Source organism: Methanosarcina acetivorans C2A, from assembly GCF_000007345.1.
Classification (GTDB): Archaea; Halobacteriota; Methanosarcinia; order Methanosarcinales; family Methanosarcinaceae; genus Methanosarcina; species Methanosarcina acetivorans.
Map to the genome: position 1 here is coordinate 3,694,407 of NC_003552.1, position 25,378 is coordinate 3,719,784.

At 41.1% G+C, this 25,378-nt stretch carries 23 protein-coding genes and 1 pseudogene; 13 read left to right on the top strand and 11 right to left on the bottom strand.

The genetic code is table 11. From position 1 onward, the window contains the following. The first annotated feature begins 545 nt into the window (after positions 1–545). Positions 546–2,105: a dicarboxylate/amino acid:cation symporter gene (locus MA_RS15520; RefSeq protein ID WP_157860275.1), complete on the top strand. Its 1,560-nt coding sequence runs from the start codon at positions 546–548 to the stop codon at positions 2,103–2,105. Positions 2,106–2,291: 186 nt separating this feature from the next. Here MA_RS15520 and MA_RS15525 read toward each other — a convergent pair whose 3' ends face one another. Together MA_RS15525 and MA_RS15530 are read right to left on the bottom strand one after the other, a co-directional pair. Further along, positions 2,292–4,064 (bottom strand): aldehyde ferredoxin oxidoreductase family protein, encoded by a 1,773-nt coding sequence (locus MA_RS15525; RefSeq protein WP_011022903.1) that lies wholly within the window; start codon positions 4,062–4,064, stop codon positions 2,292–2,294. Beyond that, positions 4,061–4,579, bottom strand: a complete 519-nt coding sequence (locus MA_RS15530) for a 4Fe-4S binding protein (RefSeq protein WP_011022904.1) — start codon at positions 4,577–4,579, stop codon at positions 4,061–4,063. Before MA_RS15530 ends, MA_RS15525 begins: the two co-directional genes overlap by 4 nt. Before the next feature lie 656 nt (positions 4,580–5,235). Between MA_RS15530 and MA_RS15535 the strand changes: the two genes are divergently transcribed. Beyond that, complete coding sequence (locus MA_RS15535; RefSeq protein WP_011022905.1) at positions 5,236–5,586, top strand: hypothetical protein; 351 nt, start codon at positions 5,236–5,238, stop codon at positions 5,584–5,586. Between the two features lie 126 nt (positions 5,587–5,712). Here the strand turns inward: MA_RS15535 and MA_RS15540 are convergent, their stop codons facing one another. The 3 genes from MA_RS15540 to MA_RS15550 form a co-directional block, all read right to left on the bottom strand. Then, positions 5,713–7,149, bottom strand: coding sequence for an IS1634-like element ISMac23 family transposase (locus tag MA_RS15540; RefSeq protein ID WP_011022906.1), 1,437 nt, complete (start codon positions 7,147–7,149; stop codon positions 5,713–5,715). Between the two features lie 800 nt (positions 7,150–7,949). After that, positions 7,950–8,654 (bottom strand): type 1 glutamine amidotransferase, encoded by a 705-nt coding sequence (locus tag MA_RS15545; RefSeq protein WP_011022907.1) that lies wholly within the window; start codon positions 8,652–8,654, stop codon positions 7,950–7,952. Positions 8,655–8,763: 109 nt separating this feature from the next. Next, on the bottom strand, positions 8,764–9,417 hold the full coding sequence (locus MA_RS15550; RefSeq protein ID WP_048066430.1) for an HAD family hydrolase: 654 nt from the start codon (positions 9,415–9,417) through the stop codon (positions 8,764–8,766). Between the two features lie 377 nt (positions 9,418–9,794). Between MA_RS15550 and MA_RS15555 the strand changes: the two genes are divergently transcribed. The 4 genes and pseudogenes from MA_RS15555 (at position 9,795) to MA_RS26270 (ending at position 14,644) form a co-directional block, all read left to right on the top strand. Continuing rightward, positions 9,795–11,249, top strand: a complete 1,455-nt coding sequence (locus tag MA_RS15555; protein WP_011022909.1) for a phytoene desaturase family protein — start codon at positions 9,795–9,797, stop codon at positions 11,247–11,249. A 273-nt stretch (positions 11,250–11,522) separates the two neighbouring features. Continuing rightward, positions 11,523–11,873, top strand: a complete 351-nt coding sequence (locus MA_RS15560) for a Rieske (2Fe-2S) protein (RefSeq protein WP_048065571.1) — start codon at positions 11,523–11,525, stop codon at positions 11,871–11,873. Between the two features lie 721 nt (positions 11,874–12,594). Next, positions 12,595–13,248 (top strand): methyltransferase cognate corrinoid protein, encoded by a 654-nt coding sequence (locus tag MA_RS15570; RefSeq protein WP_011022912.1) that lies wholly within the window; start codon positions 12,595–12,597, stop codon positions 13,246–13,248. A gap of 19 nt (positions 13,249–13,267) precedes the next feature. Continuing rightward, positions 13,268–14,644 (top strand): annotated as a pseudogene (locus tag MA_RS26270) (monomethylamine:corrinoid methyltransferase). Between the two features lie 138 nt (positions 14,645–14,782). Here the strand turns inward: MA_RS26270 and MA_RS15585 are convergent. After that, entirely contained in the window at positions 14,783–15,028 is a 246-nt protein-coding gene (locus MA_RS15585; RefSeq protein ID WP_048065575.1) for a DUF2769 domain-containing protein, read from the bottom strand. Positions 15,029–15,476: 448 nt separating this feature from the next. Here MA_RS15585 and MA_RS15590 point away from each other — a divergent pair, with 448 nt between their 5' ends. The 3 genes from MA_RS15590 (at position 15,477) to MA_RS15600 (ending at position 17,889) form a co-directional block, all read left to right on the top strand. Then, the gene (locus MA_RS15590) at positions 15,477–15,701 is read left to right on the top strand and encodes a hypothetical protein (protein WP_048065576.1); all 225 of its coding nucleotides are present in this window, start codon (positions 15,477–15,479) and stop codon (positions 15,699–15,701) included. A gap of 351 nt (positions 15,702–16,052) precedes the next feature. Further along, positions 16,053–16,901, top strand: coding sequence for a hypothetical protein (locus tag MA_RS15595; protein WP_011022916.1), 849 nt, complete (start codon positions 16,053–16,055; stop codon positions 16,899–16,901). Between the two features lie 151 nt (positions 16,902–17,052). Next, a complete protein-coding gene (locus MA_RS15600) occupies positions 17,053–17,889 on the top strand; it encodes a hypothetical protein (RefSeq protein WP_011022917.1) in 837 nt (278 codons plus the stop codon). 13 nt (positions 17,890–17,902) lie between these two features. Here MA_RS15600 and MA_RS15605 read toward each other — a convergent pair whose 3' ends face one another. Both MA_RS15605 and MA_RS28240 read right to left on the bottom strand, forming a co-directional pair. Then, complete coding sequence (locus tag MA_RS15605) at positions 17,903–18,310, bottom strand: hypothetical protein (RefSeq protein WP_011022918.1); 408 nt, start codon at positions 18,308–18,310, stop codon at positions 17,903–17,905. A 200-nt stretch (positions 18,311–18,510) separates the two neighbouring features. Beyond that, complete coding sequence (locus tag MA_RS28240) at positions 18,511–18,738, bottom strand: hypothetical protein (RefSeq protein WP_193589505.1); 228 nt, start codon at positions 18,736–18,738, stop codon at positions 18,511–18,513. Positions 18,739–18,823: 85 nt separating this feature from the next. On the opposite strand from MA_RS28240, the gene MA_RS15615 reads away from it, so the two are divergent. Further along, the gene (locus MA_RS15615; protein WP_011022919.1) at positions 18,824–19,084 is read left to right on the top strand and encodes a hypothetical protein; all 261 of its coding nucleotides are present in this window, start codon (positions 18,824–18,826) and stop codon (positions 19,082–19,084) included. Between the two features lie 25 nt (positions 19,085–19,109). Further along, on the top strand, positions 19,110–19,310 hold the full coding sequence (locus MA_RS15620; RefSeq protein WP_048065578.1) for a hypothetical protein: 201 nt from the start codon (positions 19,110–19,112) through the stop codon (positions 19,308–19,310). 47 nt (positions 19,311–19,357) lie between these two features. Here MA_RS15620 and MA_RS15625 read toward each other — a convergent pair whose 3' ends face one another. From MA_RS15625 to MA_RS15635, 3 genes are all read right to left on the bottom strand, one after another. Then, positions 19,358–20,995 carry a right-handed parallel beta-helix repeat-containing protein gene (locus MA_RS15625; RefSeq protein WP_048065579.1) on the bottom strand — a complete coding sequence of 546 codons (1,638 nt, stop codon included), beginning with the start codon at positions 20,993–20,995 and terminating at the stop codon, positions 19,358–19,360. Between the two features lie 80 nt (positions 20,996–21,075). Next, complete coding sequence (locus MA_RS15630) at positions 21,076–21,798, bottom strand: C39 family peptidase (protein WP_011022921.1); 723 nt, start codon at positions 21,796–21,798, stop codon at positions 21,076–21,078. A 15-nt stretch (positions 21,799–21,813) separates the two neighbouring features. After that, complete coding sequence (locus MA_RS15635) at positions 21,814–22,224, bottom strand: hypothetical protein (protein WP_011022922.1); 411 nt, start codon at positions 22,222–22,224, stop codon at positions 21,814–21,816. 1,049 nt (positions 22,225–23,273) lie between these two features. Here MA_RS15635 and MA_RS15640 point away from each other — a divergent pair. After that, positions 23,274–24,161 carry a hypothetical protein gene (locus MA_RS15640; protein ID WP_048066431.1) on the top strand — a complete coding sequence of 296 codons (888 nt, stop codon included), beginning with the start codon at positions 23,274–23,276 and terminating at the stop codon, positions 24,159–24,161. Positions 24,162–24,368: 207 nt separating this feature from the next. Beyond that, positions 24,369–25,286, top strand: a complete 918-nt coding sequence (locus MA_RS15645) for an IS481-like element ISMac4 family transposase (protein ID WP_011020628.1) — start codon at positions 24,369–24,371, stop codon at positions 25,284–25,286. The last annotated feature ends 92 nt before the right edge of the window (positions 25,287–25,378 follow it).

The window sequence follows — 25,378 nt, forward strand, 5'->3', positions numbered from 1 at the left end:
GTCATAGGTATTGACACTGCCCAGAAAAGGGTTGCTGCAGGAAGCCAGGCTACCTTCGGATTCAATAATCCTGTTTTCTGGATACTGGGCCTGATTAATCGGCTATTTATTAAGAATATCCGAAAGCGACCCTTTTGTTTTACGATGTTACAGAAATGTTTATTGAAAACTACTGCTTCATGCCAGTTTTATCGCTGGTTCTTTTTCTGTCTTTAGACCAGTTTGTATTCTTCATACAACTATTTAATGGAGAGATTCCTGTTTGTGGAGTCAGCTCAACTTGATAAATTGACGTATTTTTCTAAGCTTTTATATAATTTAATGTGAAAGTAACATACAATTGAATCAAATTTACAATTGAATCAAATTTACAATTGAATCAAATTTACAATTGAATCAAATTTACAATTGAATCAAATTTACAATTGAATCAAATTTACAATTGAATCAAATTTACAATTGAACCCTATTCAATTAAACCAAATTCCTGAAAAAAAGGATGTAAACTTTTGAATTCCCTAACGATTTTTTTATTGTGATCCCCCATGAAAGATAAGGACAACCGTTATATTCCGAACCCGAGGGAGTTCGCTCAGGAAATTGCAGAGGAAACACGAACGCTTCGCCATGAAATCACTGGCGGAATCATGCGCATTTATTACCCTCTGGATTTCAGGCGCAACAATTCCCTGAAAACCCTGAGTAACCAGCTCCGTGATTTACTTGAGAAGAAACTCTGGCTAAAGATTCTCATAGGCATGGGACTCGGCATCTTTCTGGGACTATTTCTCGGGCCTTTTGGAGGGTACGTCGATCCCGCTTATGCAGAGATTATAAGTGAATGGATTGCCATTCCGGGTTATATCTTCCTCGGGCTTCTGAAGATGATTGTGGTCCCTCTCGTTTTTGCCTCCATTATCCTTGGGGTGGCTTCAAGCCAGAGCATGAGCGCCCTAAAAAAGACAGGAGTTTCAACAGCAATTTATTTTGTAATTACGACTGCAATCGCAGCTGCTATTGGGCTTGGAATGGCGCTTTACATCCATCCCGGGCAGTTTATAAGCGGGGACCTTATTGAAAGTGCAATGGGAAGTGAGGTTCAGGTAGATACGTCTGCTTTGAATATCGATACTTCGATTCTGACCCTCCCCGCATCGCTTATCGGGGGGCTTCTCCCTTCGAATCCCCTTGGAGCTCTGGCTAGTGGGGAAATGCTGCAGGTTGTGATCGTTGCAATAATCATAGGTATTGCTCTTGTGTCTCTGAATAAGGAACAGTCAACTCCAATGGTTGGTGTCCTTAACTCTGTGCAGGCTGTCTGTATGACTGTGGTCAAATGGAGCATGAGTCTTGCCCCTATTGCAGTTTTCGGGCTACTCACCAAGTTTACTATCAAACTGGGCATCGAAGCCCTGCTCGGAATGATGGTATATGTGGGCACCGTACTTGCAAGCCTGCTGCTCCTCATGTGCCTGAACCTCCTTATTGTCTCCGTTGTTGCAAGGTATAATCCTTTTAAGTTCCTTAAAGCCATAAGGGATGTTATGCTCCTCGCTTTTTCCACGTCCAGTTCGGCTGCAGTTATGCCCTTATCTATCAAGACTGCAGAAGAAAAGTTAGGGGTAAAACCTTCGATCTCACAGTTCGTAGTCCCTCTGGGAGCCACGGTCAATATGAACGGGACTGCGCTTTATCAGGGTGTAGCTACAGTTTTTCTGGCTGAAGTTTTCGGGATAGAGCTCGGGCCTTTCCAGCTCCTTGTAGTAATGGTTATGGCTGTTGCAGCATCCATTGGTACGCCTTCGATTCCGGGGGTAGGAATTGTTGTCCTTGCCCTGATTCTCAACAGCGTGGGGATTCCTACGAGCGGGATAGCTCTTATAATGGGAGTCGACAGAATACTTGACATGAGCAGGACCGCAGTGAATGTAGCAGGCGACCTTGTGGCATGCAAGGTTATGAATCGCCTGGGCGGAGGAAGAACAGCTGAACAAAAGGCCAGTGAAATAGCTGAAGTAAAAGTTGAAAAAGTCCCTGAAGATAAATTTGAGGACAAAGCTAAGGCAAATAAAGATATTACAGCATCTGAAAGCTCAAATACTTAACTTCTCAAAAAATCCTTTTTTCTAACTTTATCTTAACTTTTTCTGCCCTGAATACCCTGGAAAATAATTTCAGGGTTTTTTAACAGGGATTTTAATTTTTTTAACAGGGATTTTAAATAGATTAAGGACTTTTAAATATATTTGGAGATTTTAAATAGATTTGAAGACTCTGAGGCTGCGGCAGCTTCAGAGAGCCTTAACTCCTCTTTTTTCTACATACATTTCAATTGCTTTCCTGACCCTTGCTTCTTCGAGCTTTCCTGTAGTTGAGGCTGTCTCAAAAAACCTTTTCGGGAGAGTAAGGTTTTCGAACTTGAAACCGAATTTCTTTTTTAATTCGTATTTTTTCCTGAAGATGTCCTTTCCAAGTTCTTTGAGTTCTTCTTCGGTTCTTTCTATCCCTATGCATTTCAGGGCCTGAACCATGTTTTCGTATGTATAGACATTTCTGGCAAAGAGACAGGCAACCATGCAGTTCAGGACGCTGCGGCGGTCTTCTTCATCGATAATATAGTCGACAATTTTCTCATCCGATACAGGCTGGTTAAACGCTTTCTGATCTGCGGAATAACCTGCACTGTCCAGGTGGGAATGCCGGGCTCCGACCGAAAGCCCAAGCATGTTTCCAAGCCCTGTGTGGTAGCCGGGAATCTCGAGCCCCCCCAAGCGGATTGCAAAATCTTCTCCCCCGTATTTTTTGGAGGCATAATCCACCCCCTTTCCAAGGTCTGAATAAAATTCGTTAGGGGCCTGGACTACCAGCTCTATTGCTCGAAGGTATGTTGCTTTGTCACCCCAGGAAAATTTGAGTCCCAGGGTCTCACTGGTGGAAATCTTCCCACGCTGCTGCATCTCCGTAACCCAGGCAAGTATAACTCCCATGCTGATTATATCCACCCCGGCTTTTTCGCAAGCGTCAATTAGTTCGAGTACGGCTTCAGGGTCCGTAACGCCAAGATTAGAACCAAGAGCGTAGATTAATTCAAAGTCGTAGGAAATGTTGAGGGTTTCATATTCATGGGCTTTTGAGAACTGACGCTTCAGCATGGCTACATGGACGCAGCCTATGGGACATCCGGCGCAAGAAACCCTACGGATCAGGTACTTTTCCGCAAAGTTCTCTCCCGAGATGTCTTCTACCCCTTCGATTGAGGTTGCCTGCAGGTTTCGTGTAGGGAGACCTTTGAGTTCATTTAAGACCAGGATATTTTCGCTTGTGCCAAGGTTGTGGTATTTTTCCATCAGCCCGGTTTTCACAATTGTCTCGTAAAGGTTTCCGTACATTTTTTTGTAGGCATTGTGGTCAGGGCTTCTAAGTTCCTGGTGTCCTGCAACAAGAAGAGCCTTGAGTTTCTTTGCTCCGAAAACTGTCCCGAGCCCGAGTCGCCCGAAGTGTCTGTAGGTATCAACGTTTACACTTGCATACGTAACTCCTTTCTCCCCTGCAGGCCCTATCCTGATAATGCTGCGCCTTCCTGCACCGGGTTCCACCCTGCGGAGGATCTGCCCCACATCGATCGCAGAAGAGAGGTTCCATATGGAGGATGCGTCCCTGAAAGCAACCTTGTCATCGTGTACCGTCACATACACAGGATATTTGGAAGAGCCTTTGATAACGATTGTTTCAAATCCTGCATAGCGCAGGGACATGGCAAGGTGCCCTCCCGCATAGGACTCTCCAAGTTCCCCGTTAAGGGGGGAGCGGAAAAGCGCTACGGTTTTGGTACAGGTGGGATACACGCCTGAGAGAGGTCCGGTGCTGAGAATTACCGGCATTTCGGGGTCAAGAGGTTCTGTACCTTCTTTATATTCTTCGAGCATGAGATTTGTGGCAACTCCTATGCCTCCGAGGTATTTTTCATAGAGGTCCGGTCTTTCCTCAATGTGATAAGTCTGATTGGTCAGGTCAATGTAAAGCACGTTTTTAAGACCCGGAATAGCGTACTGTTCTGTTGTCATTTTTTCACCTCAGGCTCTTTTTTCCCGTAAAGCTCCTTATGGGAAGCAGTAGGGCCTTCAGGGCTCGTATCTTCAACAGGGCTCGTATCCGTGACCTTTAATTCCCCGCTGTCTTCGACCTCAATCATTTCAAGGACATCATGCGGGCAGAACTTTGTGCAGACCCCGCAGTGTTTGCAGATGACTGCTTTTTTTTCTGCATCCAGATGAATTGCCCCAACTATGCAGGCTTCGATACAGTTTCCGCAGCCGTCGCAGATTTCTTTGTTAAGAGTAACGCCTCCCCCTTTCCTTTTAGTCAGCGCACCAAGAGGGCAGGCTCTCATGCACGGAGGGTCAACACAGGCGTGACAGACAATCATAGCATAAGCAGTTTCGATTCCGCCACGAGTCTGGATGTTAATTCTGCTGTTTTTCAAAGATATGGTATCGTACCAGGTCCTTGCACAGGCCATCATACAGGAATAGCAGCCTATGCAGCGGGCCGGGTTTGCAACCTTTAGCCTTTTTGCCATGGCACTCCCACTCCGGATTCCCTTTTACAAAAAATAGGTTCCCTCGGTTTATATAATGTAGTATTGAAATGCAACAGGAACCGGATCCAGAATTTATTGAATATTTGAAAAATGGCAAGGATCTCTTTTCCAGAATAGCTGCTTGAAAAAACCTATTATTTGAATGTAAATAGAAAGGTCTTTATTGTGAGATCACATAGGTAGGATAGTGGATTCCGGTTTGTTGAATCGTCGAACAAATAGTTATCGGAGATATTTGGTCTGGATGATTCGCATGCAACAAGACGAAATGATACAGCAAAACAAAATGATGCAGCAAAATAAAGTGATAATTGGTACTTTCGGCGTACTTTTTATTTTGTTAGCGCTAGTCAGTTTGTACTGGATCTGACTGGACTGGATCAAACTCAAATCCCCTGTGGCAAAGGGATAGGAGTCCATTAAGGAAGCAAGGATTCAATTCTTTGAAAAAAAAGCTTTCTTCGGGCATACCTGATATTGTTTCCCGTGAAGCTCAGATCCAAAAATCGTTTTAGAAATGGAACCGGGTTTTTTGTGGTTCCGATCAGTACCTAGAGTTCATCCTGGTCCTCAGGGAGTCCAAGGTGCCCTTGATTTTCCCTGGAGGGCGTACAGGTTGATAACTGTTCCAGCTTATGGCCGGCCCGGCAGAGGACGTTGTAGAAAAATGGCCCTGGCTCAAACAGCGGAACATGACCCATCATACACTTTATAACAGGCCCGGAAAAGAAGCCCGAGAAGAAGACGTTGTTGTAAGAGGGGTTTGGAAAGGCCTGGAAAAAGGTGAAAAGACAGGAAGTGCAGGGTGTGTGAACCTGCAAAAGAGTAATCGTGGAGAGGCCCTGAACGACGAGGGAGACAAGAAGGGAAACTTAGTTTCTCTCGGATTCAGGGTTACTTTTTTTCGAATAAATTATTCTAGTTTACTTTTCTTCAAACAGTATAACTTTTTTAGTACTGTAGTTGAGTACTGGAGGTGTTCATAGCGGACTGTTTTTGTATTTTAACCTTAATTTGACAGTATCCACTAATTGATATTGAAAATCTATCCTATTCTTAGCTCAAACTAATTTGACACAAGGTTATGAATCCATCTAATTTTATAATAAATTCTATGGAATAGTGCCCATTTTTGTTACAATTAAACTATTGATCTTATCAAAATTAGCAAAAATATAATTTCTGAGTCCATTTTTCACGAACTTTATTGTAAGTGTCAAATTTTTCAAGCTTTTTTTGATGAATTTTGTGGATTTGTGCTTGATTTCCTCAAATTCATATCGCATCAGCGATATGAATAATTGAGCAATAAATCCCAGTATAATAGCTCCATGAATGCTATTTTCTGACCAAACCCTTAACGGCTTAATCTGTATTTCGTTTTTAAGCGAGTTGAATATTTTCTCTATAGAGTCCTTTTCTCGATATATTTCCAGTGCCTTTTCAAGTGTCAAATTCTTGTTTGATTTAAGGCAGAAAAATCCTTCTCTTCCATTAATTATGGAACTCTTTAGGAGTTCTATCGCTTCATCATCACTAAGCTCTTCGAGCTTAGTCTTAAAAGAATAGTCAATCTCAATCAACTCATTGTTTATTCTGAATTTTTTGGGAAGCTTTTTATTTTTGACAATTATCTCCTGTATCTCTTTTGCTTCCTGTAACTTCTTCAGAACAGTTCTTGCCTTTGCTTCCAATTGTTTTTCTTGTAATGATTCTGATAAATAGAAATACTTAATGCTATTTGGCTTGACTATTTTTATCCCATAAATTCCTTTCTCAGAATCTATCTGTTCTGCTTTAGTTACATCAAATTTCTCAATGATTTTATCGTCACTTGAATTCAGTTTCATGGAAGTAAGATATGTCATCTTATCTTCCTGTATCAGCTTTATGTTTTCAACTGTATTAGCGCCTTTATCAAAAACAATAAGAGATCCTTTTTTGAGTTTACTTTTTACCTTGTTATACGTCTCAGGAAAATGTTTCAGATCAAGAACATTTCCTTTGTTTACTGTAACTCCAATGGGTATGTTAATTGATTTTTTGAGTTCGCTTACTCCAACTGTTATCTGAAGCTTATCAGGTCTATGATCTCTGCTATATCCAAACTTTCCAAGCTTGGATTTTGTGCCGTAAAGAGTTATACTTGTCCAGTCAAGGTTTATATCTGTCTCTTCAAAATCATAAACGGAAAATAGATTGCCTAAAATATCAGAAAGAATCTCCTCTTTGTTGCGCCCCAGGATCTCAAGTGTTCTGTAAAGAACCTTTTCATGAAAACTCTCGAGATTCAAAATCTCGAGAATTTCTTTCTGATTTAACCATTTGCCAGCTTCTTTAATGCTAAAATTCTCGGTGAGCTTGTAGCTCACCAAGCCTATTAATAAACTATTGAGATCTAAACCTCGGCTTTTATGCTTACCAAAAACATCAGAGAAATTAAGTTTTTCATAAAAGTATTGGACAGCAAGCATCGAGCCGATAGGAACACATATATTCTTGTTAGGAATAGTAGGGAATGCTCTTATTTTTGTTTTTAGATTCATCAAACCAATAACGAAAATAAGAGTATTTATTTTTATAGAAATGTCAAACTAAGGTTTTAAAACTGTATGTATTAATGTATTTATTTTTAGGGTTATGTATTTCATGGCCACTTTTTTTGGAGACAATACTTCCAAGAAAAATATTTCAGGTTTCGACACTGAAAAAAATAGCTTATTCTACTCCTGCACATAAGATTACTACGTAAAAAAATTCCTTAACAAATTAAAATGGAAAGCTATTTATCCTAATCTTACATAAATAATACTGAAGATTCTGATTTTTATAATTATAAATTCACTATCGGAGATTTTAACGAATCTCTATATGGAAGGTTTCCCATGCAGCAGAACAATGTGATAGTTGGCACGTATACCCTGATGTTTATGTTAGTTGTGGCTATCGCCATGCTGTTGGTATAAAACTAACTCCCCATGGTGTTTTAACGACGGTTTCTGGCATATCCTAAAATCGACAACAAGAAACGATCTGGCCTGATATTTTTTGGGGCCTATCCTGAAATTATGTATTTATTTTCCCTACAAATTGAGTATCTGGAAAGCTTCTGCTGAAGAAGTTGTCGAAAGAAGGAGTTTTAGGGTTGTTTAATATCCTTTATGAAAGGATTCAAGGACATTTTGTTTTCCTGATGTCCTGAAGGTATCTTATTTTCTTAGCAACTTTTTAACTTCAGAATAATTGTAATAGACTCATGGCTTGAAGTTTCTTCTCTTAACTTCTTTAGTATACAGTATTACTTTTTTTCATCCATTTCTTGTTTGAGGACATGCTTCAAGGACATGCTTCAGTGAGTAATTGTTTTTTCAAGGTTGTCCAGCAACCTGAACGTTAATTTTCTGGATTCTTTAAGGAAATCGGTTCTGTTCAGCATTTCGTCTTCTTTCTGGATGTATTTTCCTTCAATGAGTTCATCTCTGCAATTTTCAATTACGTTTTTGATTGTCTGGTTGCTCATTTCCAGATGAAACTGCAACCCGATTACTCTGTTTTCATAAATGAACCCCTGGTTTTTGCAGGCTTCGTTTTCAAAGAGCCTCTTGGCCCCACCCGGCAGGCTGAAGGTGTCTCCATGCCAGTGAAACGCAGGGAAGTCCTCAGGAATGCCTTCGAGGAGCGGGATTTCGGCTTTCTCAGCTCTTTCCGCAGATACCGGGAACCACCCAATCTCTTTATAATTATTCTTAAATACTTCCGCCTTCAGGACATCAGCCAGCAGCTGGGCTCCGAGACAGATCCCAAGCACTGCTTTTCCTCCTGTAATGGCTTTTTCGAGAAAGGCTTTTTCTTCCCTCAGCCAGGTGTATTTTTCATACTCGTAAATATTCATGGGCCCTCCCATGACTATGAGGAGGTCGAAAGTCTCGATTTTCGGGAAACTTTCGTTTTCGTATAAGTGGGTAGTTGACAGGAAATGATTTTTCTGTGCTATCCATTCGGTAATGGTCCCGGGAGTTTCAAAATTTACGTGCTGGATACAGTGGATTTTCATGTTGAATTCCTTCTGTTTGATATGTTTTTTAATAAAAATTAGTCAAGTCAGGAAATATATAATAATTTGTAAGCTTGTTCTTGCATGGAATAAATTTCAGAAGCTCAAATCAAAAACTAGGAAGTTCAAATCCAAGCTCGGATAAATTTTTAAATATCCTTATGCACGGATATTGCGAAAACTCTTTTTCGTCTGTTGTTCCTGTGGTAATTCCCGCAAAATCAACATTTGCTGCCAGGGCTGTTTTGGCATCTACAAGACTATCTCCGATATACAGCACGTTATTTTGCTGTGCATTAAGGCTGTCAATTGCGAGTAAAAGGCCTTCTGGGGATGGTTTTGGCGTTTTAACATCCTCTCCTCCAACAATAATGTCTACAAGATCTGAAATGCCGTGCGTATTTAAAGTCTCCACGATCCTGTAGTGGTATTTTGTAGTTACGATCCCCGTATTGAGTCCATCATGTTTTAACTGCCGCAGTGTGCTAATAGTGTCATCAAAAAGAACGGTGTTTTTTGACATGACCTCATCGGCTTTTTCCTTAAATAATATTTTAAAACGACTTATAAGGGCTTTATCCTTATTCGCCGTCAGCTGTACGAACGCCTCATCCAGTGATAAACCGACAGTCCTTTTTATGCTTTCAATATCACAGCCGGCAAGGCCCAGCTCACTAAAAGCGTGGTTAAAACTCGATACAATACCATCCGTTGCATCGGCAAGTGTGTAGTCAAAATCAAAAATTATGGTGTTATATTTCATTTCTTCCACTCTTGGTTCTTCGGTACTGAAACAGCATATTTTACAGCACCTTTTCTTCCGGAAATTAAGATTTTGGGAGTCTTTACCATGAGGACTATTAGTTATAAATACTATTTTTTTCTCTATACTACCTGCAGATGGGAAGAGACCTTGAAGACAACTTTTGTTGATCATAATGCTGATCATAAATTACATATAAAAATAATTCCACACATATCCAATGTTTTAAGTACTTCATTATGTTTTAGAATGTAATTTTTGTTAAGATATATCCAACACATATGAAATCCTGTCTGTTGTGAGTTAAGATTATATGATGCATGATTTCCATTAATTGAAAACCTGATTCACTGGAAAAAATAGAGGTAGTTTAGGGAATGAAAAAATATGATGTAATTGTTGTCGGGGCTGGCGTAAGCGGGCTTCTGGCTGCGCTGACACTTTCCAAACATGGGAAGAAGGTTCTTGTTCTTGAGAAAGAACGGCATCTTGGGGGAAACTGCAACAGCTATATGGTAGATGGGTATCAGGTGGATACAGGGGCACATGCGATAACCCATCTGATTGAAGGCCCTCTTCCAAGGCTGATGGATAATTACTTTGATTTTTTGCCTGTATTTGAGGAATACGGGCACTACTATGTCAGGACTGAAAATGCCTTTACCAAAGTTCCTTCGAACCTGAAAGATTTTGTAACTTTTGACGCGCTTCCGAGAAAGGACAGGCTTATCCTTTCCCAGACCCTTACGAAAGCTCTTACGCTTTCTTCTTTCGGGATAGACCTGTCGGACCAGTCGGTGTATGACTTCCTCCCGAAAAACCTTTGCAAAGATACCTATGACTTCGTGGACACGATCTCAGGTTTTCTTTCGGGAAAGTCAATGAAAGAGACCTCTGCCCAGCGTATTCTTTCTGGCAGCAGTTTTGTCAGGGACAGCATTACACAGGAGCAGTTTGATGCCATGATCGGAAGATTGGAGCCAAAAAAACGCCAATCAACCGAGTCAATTCTTTCGTCGGTGCTCCCGTACCATCTCCATGCCTCTCTTCAGTCCCGTATGGACAGAGTTGCCCAGCCTCTTGCCTCGCTTGAAAGACTTGCTACAAACAAGGTAAATTATTCCCAGGGCTATCCGAGAAAAGGGTTGAAGGCTCTGCTGAATGCCATCCTTTATTCCCTTCCTGACACGGTAGAAATAAAAGCTGAGTGCGAAGTAAAAAGTATCCTGGTACAGGATGGGAAGATCTCGGGTGTGGAGGCTGACGAAATCTATCCGGCGGATCTTGTTATCTATACGGGCTTTGCAACCGATCTCCCAAGACTTATAAAGGACCTGCCGCCGGATTATAATGAAGAGCTTAAAGGAATCGTGCATACAAAAAGTCTGACCATCTGGCTTGGTCTGAAAGAAGAGCTCCCCGAGTTCAACTATACGGGCTCAGAAATCTGGTTTAAAGACTTTGCCTACTGGGCAATGCCCATAAGCAATTATGACCCGTCCCTTGCCCCGAAGGACAAGCAGCTGGTAGGTTTTTCCTTTGTGATAAATGCGGATAGGACCGAAGAGCACGAGCTCAAAAAAGCCTATGACACCATTTTCCGTGCCCTTCCAAACATCGAAAAATACATTGATATGCAGCACGAGCAGATTATGGTGCCCGAAAAAGCCGCAGTCACAATTAACGGCAAATTCGCAGATATCCGGACTCCGATCAAAAACCTCTACATTGCAGGCACGGATACGGACAAACGCAGCATGGGGATTACCAGGGCATCGTACTCGATAATCGAGCTTTTAAAAATCCTCAATGAGGATGGAAAGCTCCATTGAGCACTAAATTCAAACTAAAAATCGAGATTCCCTAATTTACTTCCTTTTTCTCTTCTTTCTCTTTTTATCTCATTTTTTTCTCTTTTTTATCCGCTTTTCATGTCCTTTTGATCCTTTATTCTCTTTTCATTCCTGTATTCGTTCTTTCTGATTTCAGCAAAACTTATACAGACAGCCAGCCTAATGATAAAATAGAACAAAAAGAAGTTCCGAATCAAGAGCGGACCCGGAATAAATTTAATCTTATAATTCCGGTTTCTGGTGGTTGGTAAAATGTCTTCTGAAAAAGTGCCTGAAAAGGGTTCGAATCCTGATTTTGAACCTCCCTGGTTTTATGCAGCCGACGAGAACAGCCTGAAAGAAGGAAAACTTCTGCACGTTGAACCCGGGGGAAGAAATGTCTTGCTCCTTAAGACTGAAGGGGAAATCCATGCTTTCACAAACATCTGTCCTCATGCAAGGTGCCCTATGGATAGGGGCAGGCTGGAAGAATTTACGTTAACATGCCTCTGCCACGGCAGGAGATTTGATGTAAGGACAGGGGAGTGCCTCAATGATTCGCTACAGTTGAAACGGTATAAGTGGAAACTTGAGGGCGGAAAGATTGGGGTGAAAATCGAATAAAAGCGGAACGCGGCTGAGAGTGAAAAACAAATACTGATCTTGACATGAACCTTTGCCTCGAAAACATGAATCGGGAATCTGTTAATAAAGGATTTGTCAGTTAAAAAACTATATCTGCAGATTAAAAACTACATTAGTAACAGGAGGAGACAGGATTAACGGAAATTCAGATATTAAAGGAGTTTTGAGCCTTTTTTTCGGGCTGATCAGTGTATTTCTTGCTCTTTCTTTCTGGTTAGGGATTGGTAGCCTGTTCTTTACGTCATTTGCTATACCTTTCGCCCTTGCAGGTATTGTCCTTGCCAGGTCCCGTCTCAAAAAAAGTCCAGACTCAACAGCAAAAGCAGGGTTGACAGCAAGTGTGTTTGGCTTTCTGTTGAATCTGGCATCATTCGTTCTGTTTCTTGTCTTTTTCAGATAAGCCCTGTTCTCACATTTTTTACTTTGAATTGAATTTGCTCTCTACTGAAGGCTTTTTAGTTTTCTATTGAATATTATTTTTTAAAATATTTATTTGGATTTCATTTAGGAGCTTTACCAAACATTATTTATATTTAAACCTTTTTTTTAAATTATTCTCGGGCAAATTATATATATATCAGTTTTATTTGATAGGAAGTTATTTATAGATTAGATAGGTAAGAAGATTCCGTCAGCCGGCAAACAGGGCAGGTTTCCTGTACCGGACGAAAGTCATAAAACAGAAAGAAGTGATGATGGGATGACAAATACCGAAATTTTTGAAAAACTAACCAACGCGATCGTAACTCAAAACATCGCAGGCTGTGTACAGTTAACCCAGGAAGCCCTGGATGCAGGAATTCCGCCTATTGACATTATCACAAAGGGCCTCTCCCCGGGTATGAAGATCATCGGGGATAAGTTCGAAGCCGCAGAGATCTTTCTGCCTCAGATCATGATGTCTGCAAAAGCCATGAGCAGTGCAATGGAAATACTTACTCCAGAACTTGAAAAGAGCAAAGTAGAAGGAGAAGAAACCGGGCTTGCAATCACCTTCGTTGCAGAAGGAGACATCCACGACATCGGACACCGCCTTGTCACAACCATGCTCGGAGCAAACGGCTTTGAAATCCTTGATCTTGGGGTCGATGTCCTCAATGAAAACGTTGTGGAAGAGGCTGCAAAGCACAAAGGGCAAAAGGTTATCCTCGTTGGCTCGGCCCTTATGACCACCTCCATGCTCGGCCAGAAAGACCTCATGGACAGGCTCAGGGAAGAAAAGCTCAGGGACAGCTTAAAGTGCATGTTCGGAGGAGCCCCTGTATCCAGTAAATGGATCGAGGAGATCGGGGCGGACGCTACCGCAGAAAACGCTGCCGAAGCTGCAAAAGTTGCACTTAACATAATGAAATAAGCCTGGGAGGCAAAAGCACATGACATTCAAAAAATCGTTTGACTGCTATGACTTTTACGACAGGGCCAAAGTAGGAGAGAAGTGCACCCAGGATGACTGGGACCTTATGAAAATCCCCATGAAGGCGATGGAGCTCAAGCAGAAGTACGGGCTTGACTTCAAGGGAGAATTCGTCCCGACAGACAGGGATATGATGGAAAAGCTCTTCCAGGCAGGATTTGAAATGCTGCTTGAGTGCGGTATATACTGTACCGACACACACAGGATTGTAAAGTATACAGAAGACGAAATCTGGGACGCAATCAACAACGTCCAGAAGGAATTCACCCTCGGTACCGGCAGGGATGCAGTAAACGTAAGGAAGAGAAGTGTCGGGGACAAGAGAAAGCCAATTGTACAGGGTGGTCCCACAGGCTCTCCGATTTCCGAAGATGTGTTCATGCCAGTCCACATGAGCTATGCCCTTGAAAAGGAAGTAGACACAATCGTTAACGGTGTAATGACCTCGGTTCGCGGGAAACCTCCGGTCCCAAAAAGCCCGTATGAGGTCCTTGCAGCAAAGACAGAAACCAGACTTATTAAACAGGCATGCGCCATGGCTGGAAGGCCTGGCATGGCTGTCTAGGGCCCAGAGACCTCCCTGTCCGCTCAGGGAAACATCTCAGCCGACTGCGCAGGCGGGATGCAGAGCACTGACAGCCACGAGGTCTCGCAACTTAACGAACTTAAAATTGACCTGGACGCAATAGCCGTTATTGCCCACTATAATGCAAACAGCGACATCATTATGGACGAACAGATGCCGATCTTCGGAGGATACGCAGGCGGCATTGAAGAAACCACAATTGTAGACGTTGCAACTCATATCAACGCCTTTGTCATGAGCAATGCAAGCTGGCACCTGGACGGGCCGGTCCACATCCGCTGGGGTTCAACTAACACCAGAGAAACCCTTACAATCGCAGGCTGGGCATGTGCAACTATTTCCGAGTTTACGGATATGCTCTCAGGCAACCAGTACTACCCCTGTGCAGGGCCCGGTACGGAGATGTGCCTCCTCGAGGCTTCAGCCCAGTCCATCACTGACACGGCATCAGGAAGAGAAATCCTCTCCGGTGTTGCCTCAGCAAAGGGTGTTGTTACTGACAAGACCACGGGTATGGAAGCCAGGATGATGGGAGAAGTTGCAAGGGCAACTGCAGGTGCGGAAATCACAGAGATTAACAAAATCCTCGACAAACTCGTAGCCCTCTACGAGAAGAATTACGCAAGCGCACCGGCTGGAAAGACCTTCCAGGAGTGCTACGACGTGAAGACAGTAACCCCGACTGAAGAGTACATGCAGATCTATGACGGAGCAAGGAAGAAGCTCGAAGAACTAGGACTTGTATTCTAAGCCGAAAATTGAATAATTTATCTTCAAAAAATTAAGGTCCGGGAGTTCTATTCCTGGATCTTTTTTCTTACGGCTCAATCGGCTCAATCGGTCAAGTCAAATTTTCAGTTTCAGTTTCAGTTTCAAGGGCTTAAGTCTTTATGTGCTCTTAGAACCCCTTGTACAGTAATACATGTTTTCTAACCCCATGCTGCTTGCTACCGGACATGTCGGGCATATGCATCCATTTTCTTCGTTTATACAGCTGCTTTTTTCTATTGTTTCAAAGCAAAATCCACCCTTTTCCCCACATTCAACCCAGGAAGGACATTCAGGACAGAGACACATTAATGTGACCATTTGTTCCTGTTCAGCAATTGATGGAATATGCGTTTCTTCATCCATATGGTTCCCCCCTCTTCAAGAAGCTTCCACTTCCCTGCTTTAAGGTTCAGAAGCTTAGAATTACTCTGTTGTAATATTGTCTTCTATTTCTAAAATACCTATCCTGAATATTATTCCCACTTTCCGCAGTAAATTTTCGCATATTCACATTTTTTCCTGCTATCGATTTTCAATAAAACGTGGATTTATTGGACTTTTATGCAGGAGGTAAAGCAGCTATATGGTGTATCATAGAGACAAAAAACGATATCATTCAATTTTCACCAAGTTCAATTAAAAGTCCAAATTAATTTGATTTGTTTCAAAAACGCTATCAGGGAAAATATTGATTTTTGAAAAAATACTGCGGAATGTGGATTATTGAATTAGGTATCGACAAAATTGGACAAAGGAAATTTTTCAGGATTGACTGAAGAAAAAGGTTATCGGAGATTGGTAGGGAGGAAGGTTGGAAAGAACCAACTGGAAAAGGAAGGAGCAGGGGATTGGTCGGGAAGGAAGGAAGGATGGAAGGAACCAACTGGAAAAGGAAGGTAGCAGGGGATTGGATGGGAAAGGAAAGGGACCGGGAGAAACAAAGCAGGAGGCAACTATAGGGGAAGCGGACAAAGAAGTTGACTGCAAGGAAATAGAAATGGAAGATGAGAGGGTAGTTGCTCACGAGCCACGTTAGGAACGGACAGGAAGAAGGGATGAAACCTATCCTTCTAGAGTAATCGTTTCGATTCTCGTGTGTGTGTGAAATGAGGCTTTGATAATCTCGCAAGCAACCGGTATCTTACTACCGTACAATCATATATATAATTTTTGGTGTTGCTGCAGTTATTCCAGTTTAGGGCTACCCGAAATCGATCCCGGATTTGTTTGAAAATATTCTTATTTCTAAAGAAAAATAGGGAGAATTCTTCAGATCACTTTTCTTATCTTTTCCATAACAAAGCTAATATCCTCACATATCCATACTTAATTAAGAGAGAATCTGGGGGCATGCAGGATTCTACCTCTTGATGAAGACGAAGCGTTAGTGATAGGGCTGGCTTCAGTCGAGGAAAAAGACGAAGCCAGTATATTAGAGATACTTTACTACCTGTCAGAGCTTGCAGTAAAATATGCAAGAGAAGGACTGGAAAGTGATACCAAAAGATTAATCGAACGTATAAAGGAGATAGGAATAGCGTCAGCGCTTTCTGGATTGGAACTGGTTGTTACAAATACCCTTCTTCTTTACTCCCCTGTTGCAAAAGAAGCTTGCAGAAAGGGGTTGGAAAATGCCGTTGTCAGTATTGCCCTCGCTATTGGTGAAATTGGAAAGGCAGCCGGAGGGCAGAAAATGGAGGTTCCCGCAAAGATTGCAGCTTCCTGCCTTGGAGAGATGGGCAATACTGCAGCCTTTACAAGGACCAGGAAAGAAACGATAGCAGTTATTTTCGCTCTGGGGGAGATTGGAAAAAGCGTAACGAATCAAAGCCTGGGAGACGCCGCAAATAGCACGGTGACTATACTCGGGGAAACGGGGAAAGTTGCAGTAAACCAGAACTTCGAGGATGCAGCCTTAAACGCCGAACTTCTGTTACAGGAAATAGGGACAGGGGCAATTGAAAAGAACCTGAAAGAAACTGCTGATTCAAGTGTGCGTTTACTCGGGGACATTGGAAGGACTGCCGACATGCAGGGGCTTGAAAGGGTATTGCTCCAGGCAGCTTATTCTCTTGAAACCATCAAGTTTGATGCTCAGGACCGCTATCTTGTGAGTGCATCTCTCATAGCCGAAGTGGCTCTCATGGATTTTGATAATTTAGGTCTCGATAAACTGGAAGAAAAACTGAACAAAAATTGGAGAAGGAAGAGAAAGTTTCCTGACATTGAGTTATAAGTTTTTTCGAGCCTTTTAAATGAATTCCAGGTAAAAACTCAAATGCCTGAACTATGCAACATCTGCTTCTAATATGGAAGAGGCCTGAATGCCGGCTAGACCGTCTGAGACATAGACGTTTTTCCGGGGATAAAAAAATTGGGGTGTTTAAGTGTCTATTTTAAACGAAAATGGGGCAATAGACCTAGGCTTAAGCTCGGTTAAGGAAAACGATGAACTGGGTGTACTGAGGTCTATAGATTTTTTGACAGAACAGGGGACGAAATATATAAATCAAGGGCTTGAACTCGATGCAAAAAGAGCTATAATCAGCATAAGAGACATCGGAAATGCAGCCGCCCTTCAAAAAATGGAGCTTGGGGTTTTAATATCCCTCATTTCGCTGGGGAGGATGGCTGAGGCTGCAAGAGAACAGAAAATGTCCGATACGGGGTTCAGTATCATTTACTCCCTCTGTGCAGTCGGAAAGTCTGCCGTCGGACAGGAAATGGAGGCAGCAGTCAGGATCGCAGTTGCCTACCTCGGAGAGATTGCAAGCTCTGCATCCCTGCACAGGATGAAAAGGGAATCTCTAGTATCTTCTCTTGCGATAGGAGTGATAGGAAAAGAAATGTTCCGGCAAAAGAATGAAAAGGTTCCGGAGGACGGAGGTCTTCTATCTCCGGTATCAAGTATACCGCTGCCTCTTCCTCAGGGTAAAGATGAGCAATTCTTATCTGATGAGTTTCAAGGTACTCTGGGCTTCCTTACGGAACACAGAGGAGAGATTCATCCTCTCCAGTATCTTCCTGTTTATGCCGAGAAACAGTTTCCAAATGCCGATCTCCGAAATTTCGAAAATGTTATTATAAAGGCTGCTGATGCCCTCGGAACGATAATGCTTGAGCCAAAAGAAAAGTTTCTGGTAAGTTATATGCTTGTGTCAAAGCTTTCTATTGAGACCTTTAATGGTTCTGAGTACATACACGAAGCCGAATCTTTTGAATGAGTTCGGAAAGAGATCACTCTGTACCGACTTCGTTGAGAATTACAACTCCGCCAATACCCGCCAGACGATCAGTTGTTTCAATCCAGCTGTCGACGTCAAAGCAGACCTGATTCAAAGGAAACTGAGCGTTCTGATCATTGTGGCAATACCTGTGAATTAGCTGGGCTGCGCCAAGACCAAAGGCAGACTTTCCAAGACCCCTGTCACTGACTATGGTCATATCATAACTTTCGTTGTACAGCTTGACTCTGTTGACGATAGTTTTAATAAAGTCATAGCTCTGGTTAAGCTTCAGATCGTTTTTGTAGATGGGCTGCCACTTCTTGTGAAAAGTCTCATTCCAAATCTTATCGAAGGCTGCAATGAGCTTGGGATCGAAGGAAGGCTTCATTCTGATTCCGCTCAAGGTTTCAAGCTTCATACTATCACTTCCCCGCGAGTGAACTTGACACCGTTGGGTTCGTCAGAGAGTAGGAATTCGTCGCCCTTTGCCCATCCTTTGGCTTCCACGATCGATTTTGGGATGATCAGCCAATAGCTGCCATTGGTATTGTTTTTCTGTAGTTTTGCCATATTTCCGGCGATATCCTTTCAAATATATATAGTTGATTGGCTATTGGGCTAATATCGAGACAGGACTTCAAATATATCTTTATTCTTAACGTTTAGAAGCCATCTGCAAGCCCAAGACTGGACGATCAGACCAAGGATAGTATGATTTACCCTTTCCTTCGCATCCTCTTTTTCCTGCACATCCCTGTCAATAGTAATATCCAGGATATCTCCTTCCTTGCTGTCTTCAGGCACCCCAACACAAGAAATTGCATGCGCTGTCAGTCGAGAAGTCAAAAAATGGGAAATTGGCAGTCAAGAAGAAATTGCATACTCTATATGTGAATGAGTTCAGAGATGGGAAATTGGTAGTCAGGAAGAAATGAGCTGGTCCGTATCAAATATCGTTCTACTTCTCAAATCAAAAATATCTCATATTCCTGGAAACAAAGAAATTTTTGATATGATTGAATCTATAATGTATGAAAAAGACCTTGCAAAACAGTATAGAACTCTATCTATTGTCATCGGGTTGATTCCAACTGTAAATGTGGTACCAGCAGAACCTGTTATAGAAAAGATCAACACGTTGGAAAGAAAGATTGACGATATCATTATTCTACGTAGAACCTGGAGTACATGAAGATCTTATTCTACATATTGGGCCTATGACTCCATATGGAGGAGCGGAGTATGTTTTAACCATTCCTTTACAGGGAGTATCAAATTCTGAGATCCAGGAAGATTTAAAAGAAGTAACAGGTAAAAAAATAAGTCAACTGTCCATGTTTCCCAAAAAGGCAAGGCAAATCGTGGAAGAATATATGGTCAAGAATAAGATGGAAGATTTACTCAATAAATTACGCTGATTTTTAAATTCTGGCATGATCGATTTTTTTGTGCAGCAATCAACCTTTCAGGTTGATATCAGTTGCTGCCACCCTCCAAGTTGTTCCCATCTTATTTCTTCCCCATGTGGGATCGGATAATCAAATTCTCGTTTGAACACAATTATCGTCTGAACGTCATGTTCCATGCCATTTTCTAAATCGAGAGTTGCTTCATAATTGAATGGTTTCCGGTACGTTAGATTAATATCTTCTTCATAAATTAGTGAATAAGGTATTTCTGTGTCCACATCTGGTTTATATTCCCTCGAAAGGATCTGGACTCTGGCTGGGATAACATCAGTTTGTGAATTTTCAGCAAAACTGTAGTCATAGGCCTGTTTATTTCTGTAATTAATATCCATCGATAGAGTAACCTGTGTGTGCGTTTCATTAATTTTAGAGGAATTATACCAGCTGAAATCAGTAATTTCTACATTGTTCCCGGAAAAACCAGATTCAAACGGGAAGTACCAGGCAACAATTGCAATCAAAGATATTATAGTTAAAATGCCTAAGCCTATAAGGGCTTTTTTCAACAGGGATCTTTTCTGTAAGTAATATGCAAGGCCGGCTCCTGCCAGAAGAATAAAGATATAAATTGGTATGGAGGAAGAAGGGAGGTTATCGTCTCCTTTTTTATTATTTAAAAAAATATTCTCCTTGATAGTGTTGCTTTTGTTTGAATCGTGTAAATAGAATATGCCGTACTCCTTATTAGAACTAAAAGTGTTGTTTATGACAAGGTTATTGCTGGAATAGTCCATTGAAATAGCATTGGAATTGTTAGAGAAGAAATTTCTAATTAAAGTATTTGTATCAGAAGCCTGAAGATAGACACCAGAGTTTCCATTTTCTATGAGAATGTTATCTTTTAAGTTATTTGACTCTGAGATCCATAAAAGAAAGCCAGATTGTTTGTTGTTGCCAGCAATGTTATCCACTATTATATTTTCGAGAGAGACGATTAGACAAAGCCCGTATTTGTTCGTAAAAAACTGGTTATTTGTTAAGTTATTGGCATTTGCTTTACGGAGAGCAATCCCATAGTTTTCATTGTTACTGGCATTGTTGTTGGCTAAAGTATTTTGATTTGATAGATTCAGGTAAAGCCCACGTTTATTTCCAATGATGAGATTATTCGTCAAATCATTGTCTTTCGAATTAATCAGATAGATCCCATGCAGAGTGTTTGCAAATAGAGTATTATTCTCAATGCTACATCCGGAAGAGGCATTTAGAACAAGACCATCCTGAACATTTGAAATGATATTATTTTGAACAAGCGAATTACCGGCCCCGTCCAATAAGATTCCAGATACTTGGTTTTCGCCACTGTTCCCGGAAATTGTCAGGTCAGTTATTTCTACATTGTCTGATGTAACATGGACTATCGGTAGAGAAGAAACTTCAGAGTTTATAATTACATCTTCCGGGTTGCGAGAAATAGAACCGATTTTTAATTGTTTATCGATAGTAAGAGTTTCCGAATAGTTTCCTTTGTAGATCAGGATTGAGTCATTTTCCTGTGCAAAGTTTATCGCTTCCTGTATAGAAGAAAAATTACTATCATTCCCAATATTTGCGTCCACTGTAATTGTAATGGCAGATGCACAGTTGATTGAAAAAATAATCAGCAATATGGTAAATAAATTTTTGAGTTCCATATTATAACACCTCCTAATTGAAGAGGTAAAAAATAAAGAGTAAACCAAAAGGTTCACTCCAAATTTATTATTTCATACTCTTATCCCAAGTAGTAATATCCAATTGAGGAGGTGTCACTTGATTCTATGTACTCATAGATATTTTCTTCGTAGTTGAAAGTAGTATCAATTGAATTATACCAATACATCGTATTTGATCCAGTCCAAGTATTTGGATCATTTAATTGGAAGTATGGATTTATACCGTCGGAGTCGTATCCTCTAAGAACTACTGCATGGCAAGTACCCCATCTGCTTTCTTCTATAAGAAAGAACGGTCTTCCGCGATCAATCATATCTTCAATTTGATCGACTGTATAGGAGAGTGATCCAGTTCTTAAACCTTTGATTAAAGATACTCCTTGATGATCCAGATAATCTTGAGCTTCTCCAGCACTCATAGGATCACAACCATTATAATTCCAGATGCTCCATATAGTTGGATGGTTACCGGACCAGTATTCTTCAAGCATTGCAGCAGAAGCCTCACCACAAGCTTGGCTTGCAGCATCGTAGTCACCTTCTTTGTCATATATTTCCCATTGACTTCTTTGAGGAACGGTCAGATACTTACTACTTTTGATTGTTGCAGTTGGACTAACATTTTCATACATACTGATAGACGGTCCCAAGAGACCTATATTACATTCAACTCCATTCTTTATAACTTTCCCAACAATACATCCGTTTCCATCTTCATAGAATTCTCCATGTAGGTTGTATTTTCCCTTTTTATCTTGAAGATCAACGTGCGTTGCGTACATCTCTCTTGCACCTTCTTAACGGGTCATTGTCATGTTATCTACTTTAGAGTAAATAGGTTTGGCTCCCTTTGGAACATCCCATCCTATGAATACTTGAGTTGCTTCACCGAATAATTGAACTTTCACATTTTTCCCATCAAGTGTAATTACACCTTCAAGAATAACAAAATTGTTCTCATCGATGGTGCCTGACAGACTCGCTGTAGCTTGTTTTTTGGTGGCGTTTTCTGTGCTTAAGTCATTGATCTTTATATCATTTGTAGGAATGTATAGAACTCCAGGTTTTTGGTCAAGTGTTAAAGTAACCTGTTTGGGATCCAAACTTTCAAAAGCTGTACCTTTCTGTGCACCCACGGCTGGTATCAGCGCTATACCAACCATCATTATCAAAAGAAATATTCCTATTCCCATTTTGTTTCTATTCATCCATCTAACTCCTAAAAGTTGTTTTTCCCTTAGGAGTCAGGATCAGGCAAGCTTAAATACAGACAAAGCTAACATAATCACTGCCTTTTAGGGTGTATTTTATGGAGTTCGTATGAACCTGGAAAGTACTTTTGAACTCCATAAATCCCTTTTATCCAACTCCTTATAAGTTTTATGACCATCCCCATTAACAATCTACCTTTCATACTCATTTTGAGCCTGCAATTTTTCCCCGAACGTTGATTGTTAAAGATCGTGGTCAGAAATTATATATCCGAGCATCCCTCCATTCGCATTCAAGCAATCATATAATAACGAAAATAGCATGACATGGGTTCATTTTAAATTATATTTGTGAAGGTCCCACAGACCCGTGGCAAGGAAATAGCACGAAGACCGGGTCATCCCTGCTTCACCCCAAAAACACCCCTCACTTCGTCACTTCGGATATTTCCTCTTTGTTACTTTGAGAATTATTGCCCGAACTACCCTGTTTTTTACAAAGTGATGGCAAAAACAGGAACTTTTTCTATTTCTGTTAAAATATAAAGTTGTGATTTAGCCGATCTTATTCATCGTAGGGTCGGCTCGCTCCCAGCCTTTGACAAAAATACGTTTATTTCTGTGAATATTTATTCATACAGACTACGCCAAAATCGTAAAAGCAATATATTAATATACTTTTGTTGGAATGTCTTCACCTTTTGGATAGTTCAGATTTGAATTTTTAAATTCCCAAAAAATCTATCCTAATTTTTATTCCGGCATTTGGCAGAGTCATGCTGGCTCTATTCGAATACTGACAGGAAGTATTGTAAATCTCCAAACAATTTCAGAAACGTTATATTCGATTAGATACTGAACTAACACATAGAGTAAGCCAGGCAATATAGTCCTGTATATCAATCGTATTAGTGGAATTGTTTTATGCTGTGGTCTTAAACGGCAATGTCTTAAACGGCAATAAAGGATAACAATTATTGTATGTATTCAGAAAAACGAGCCTTAAGCTTGATTACAAAAGTAGACTGATAAAGAGGGGCAAAAAGATGATCACATTAAACGAAGCAGAGGCAGTCGACATAGGTTTGTCTTCAGTTGCGGAAAAAAATGAGAGCAGAGTTTTCCAGGCCCTGGATTCCCTTACAGGAATTGCAGAAGATTTTCTCTCTGAAAACGAAGAGGCAGATGCTGACAGAGTCATCCTCTCAATTTCGGATATCGCACAGGCAGCTGCAGAGGAAAGAATGGAACTTGTTACTATCAACTCAGTTCTTGCTCTCGGGAAACTGGCAAAAATTGCCGCAAAAAAAGGCTATGAGTCTATCCTGAAAAGGACTATGATAGAGACAGGGAAGCTTGGGAGAACGGCAGCTGCAGGTTCGCTTGAAGCAGGCTCAAAGGTCGCTGCTACCACCATGATGGAAATCTGGAATCTTTCCCCTCCTGAAAAGAAAGATCAGGAAGAAATGGTTGCCTTTTCTCTGCTCTTAAGAGATATAGGGGCTGCTGCTGCAGTGCAGGGGATGGAAGAAGCTTTGCTTAACGCAATAACCTGCCTTGGAGAAGTTGGAAAAAAGGTAGCTTCAGAGAGCCTTGAGGCCGAAACTATCAGCACCCTTCTGCTGCTTGAGGAAATAGGTACTCTTGCTGCGGAAAAATACTATGATGAGGCCCTGAGTTCAGTAGCCCTCTCAATTGAAGATACAGGCAAACTTTCTTTGAAGAAAAAACTTCGTGAGGCCGTGCTCCAGAGCCAGTGGGCGCTCGAAACCCTGAAAGTACAGGCTGAAGAAAAAGCCCTGACCAATTCTCCGATTGTTACGGAAATGGCTCTTGATAGCTTTAAACTCCCGGGAGTTTCGGAAACCATTGAAAAAACCGAGAAACTTCAGGAGATAAAGGAGCTTCAAGAAAAGGTTTATTCAAACCTCTAATTTGAGATGAAACGCAGAAATACTACTTTTTCCTTCCTTTTTACTTATTTTTGCTCCCTTTATTGAGTTGTATTTTTTTACCAGTTATCTTTTTCCAACTATCCATTTCAACTAACTCTCTTTTTGACCAATTGTCCTTTTTAAATCGATTGTTTTATCCCGAAATTATTTCGCGCTAAATATGTCGGTTGTAATCCCTTATCTTTTGTGAAACTTAATGGAAAAAAGATACGTTGGATCATTGCTCAAAAATCGAAAGGTGAATCTACCTCGACGATAGCTGAGATCCAGGGGATCTCAGCCCGTCGAGTTCAGCAGATCTACAAAGAATACGTTGAAACTGGTCAGCTTCCTCAAGTTGGCATTAATCTTGGAAGACCAAAGAACCCCTTATCCTCCTCTGATCAGGAATTGATTGACCAAACTTACTCTGATTATAAGTTTGGAGCCTGTTACCTTGAGATTCTCATCGAAGGCAAATATAATCGTAAGATATCTCATAACAGAATCCATAACTACCTACTTAGCATGGACCTTGCCAAGGAAAACCGAAAAAAGAAACAGAGAAGAAAATGGTGTAGATACGAACGCGAACACAGCATGTCTGCTGCACACATCGATTGGCATGAGAATCCCCTGTTAGGACTGCAAGTCTGTGCCATTCTTGATGATTCATCAAGAATGATAATTGCAGGTGGAGAGTACGTTCATTGCAACACGGAGAACACCATTAAAGTGATTGATGAACTTGTCAAAGAGTACTGGGACATATACCCTTTAAGAGAGCTCATTATGGATCATGGAAGTGAATTCGGGGCTCACAGGATTAATAAGGATGGTTCATGGGATAGTGACTTTAAAAGATGCATTGAAGAACTTGGAATCAAACCAATACTTGCAAGGGTAAGACATCCTCAGACAAACGGAAAAATAGAGAAATGGTTCGATACATATCAAAGGTTTAGAGGAGAGTTTGAATCATTTGAAGAATTCGTACAGTGGTATAACAAGAGGCCACATGGAGCTTTGAAACTTGAACAGTTAGAATCGCCACAGGAAGCATTCTGGAATAGATTACCAGTTGAGGCAAAGTTCAGAATAGGAGTGAGATTGTTTGGGTGGTGAAAACATGGACAAGAGGAAAAAAGTTTCAAAGCGAAATTATTTCAGGACAAAACACCTTTTTAAATCGATTCAATCCTTTTTAACCAGCTTTC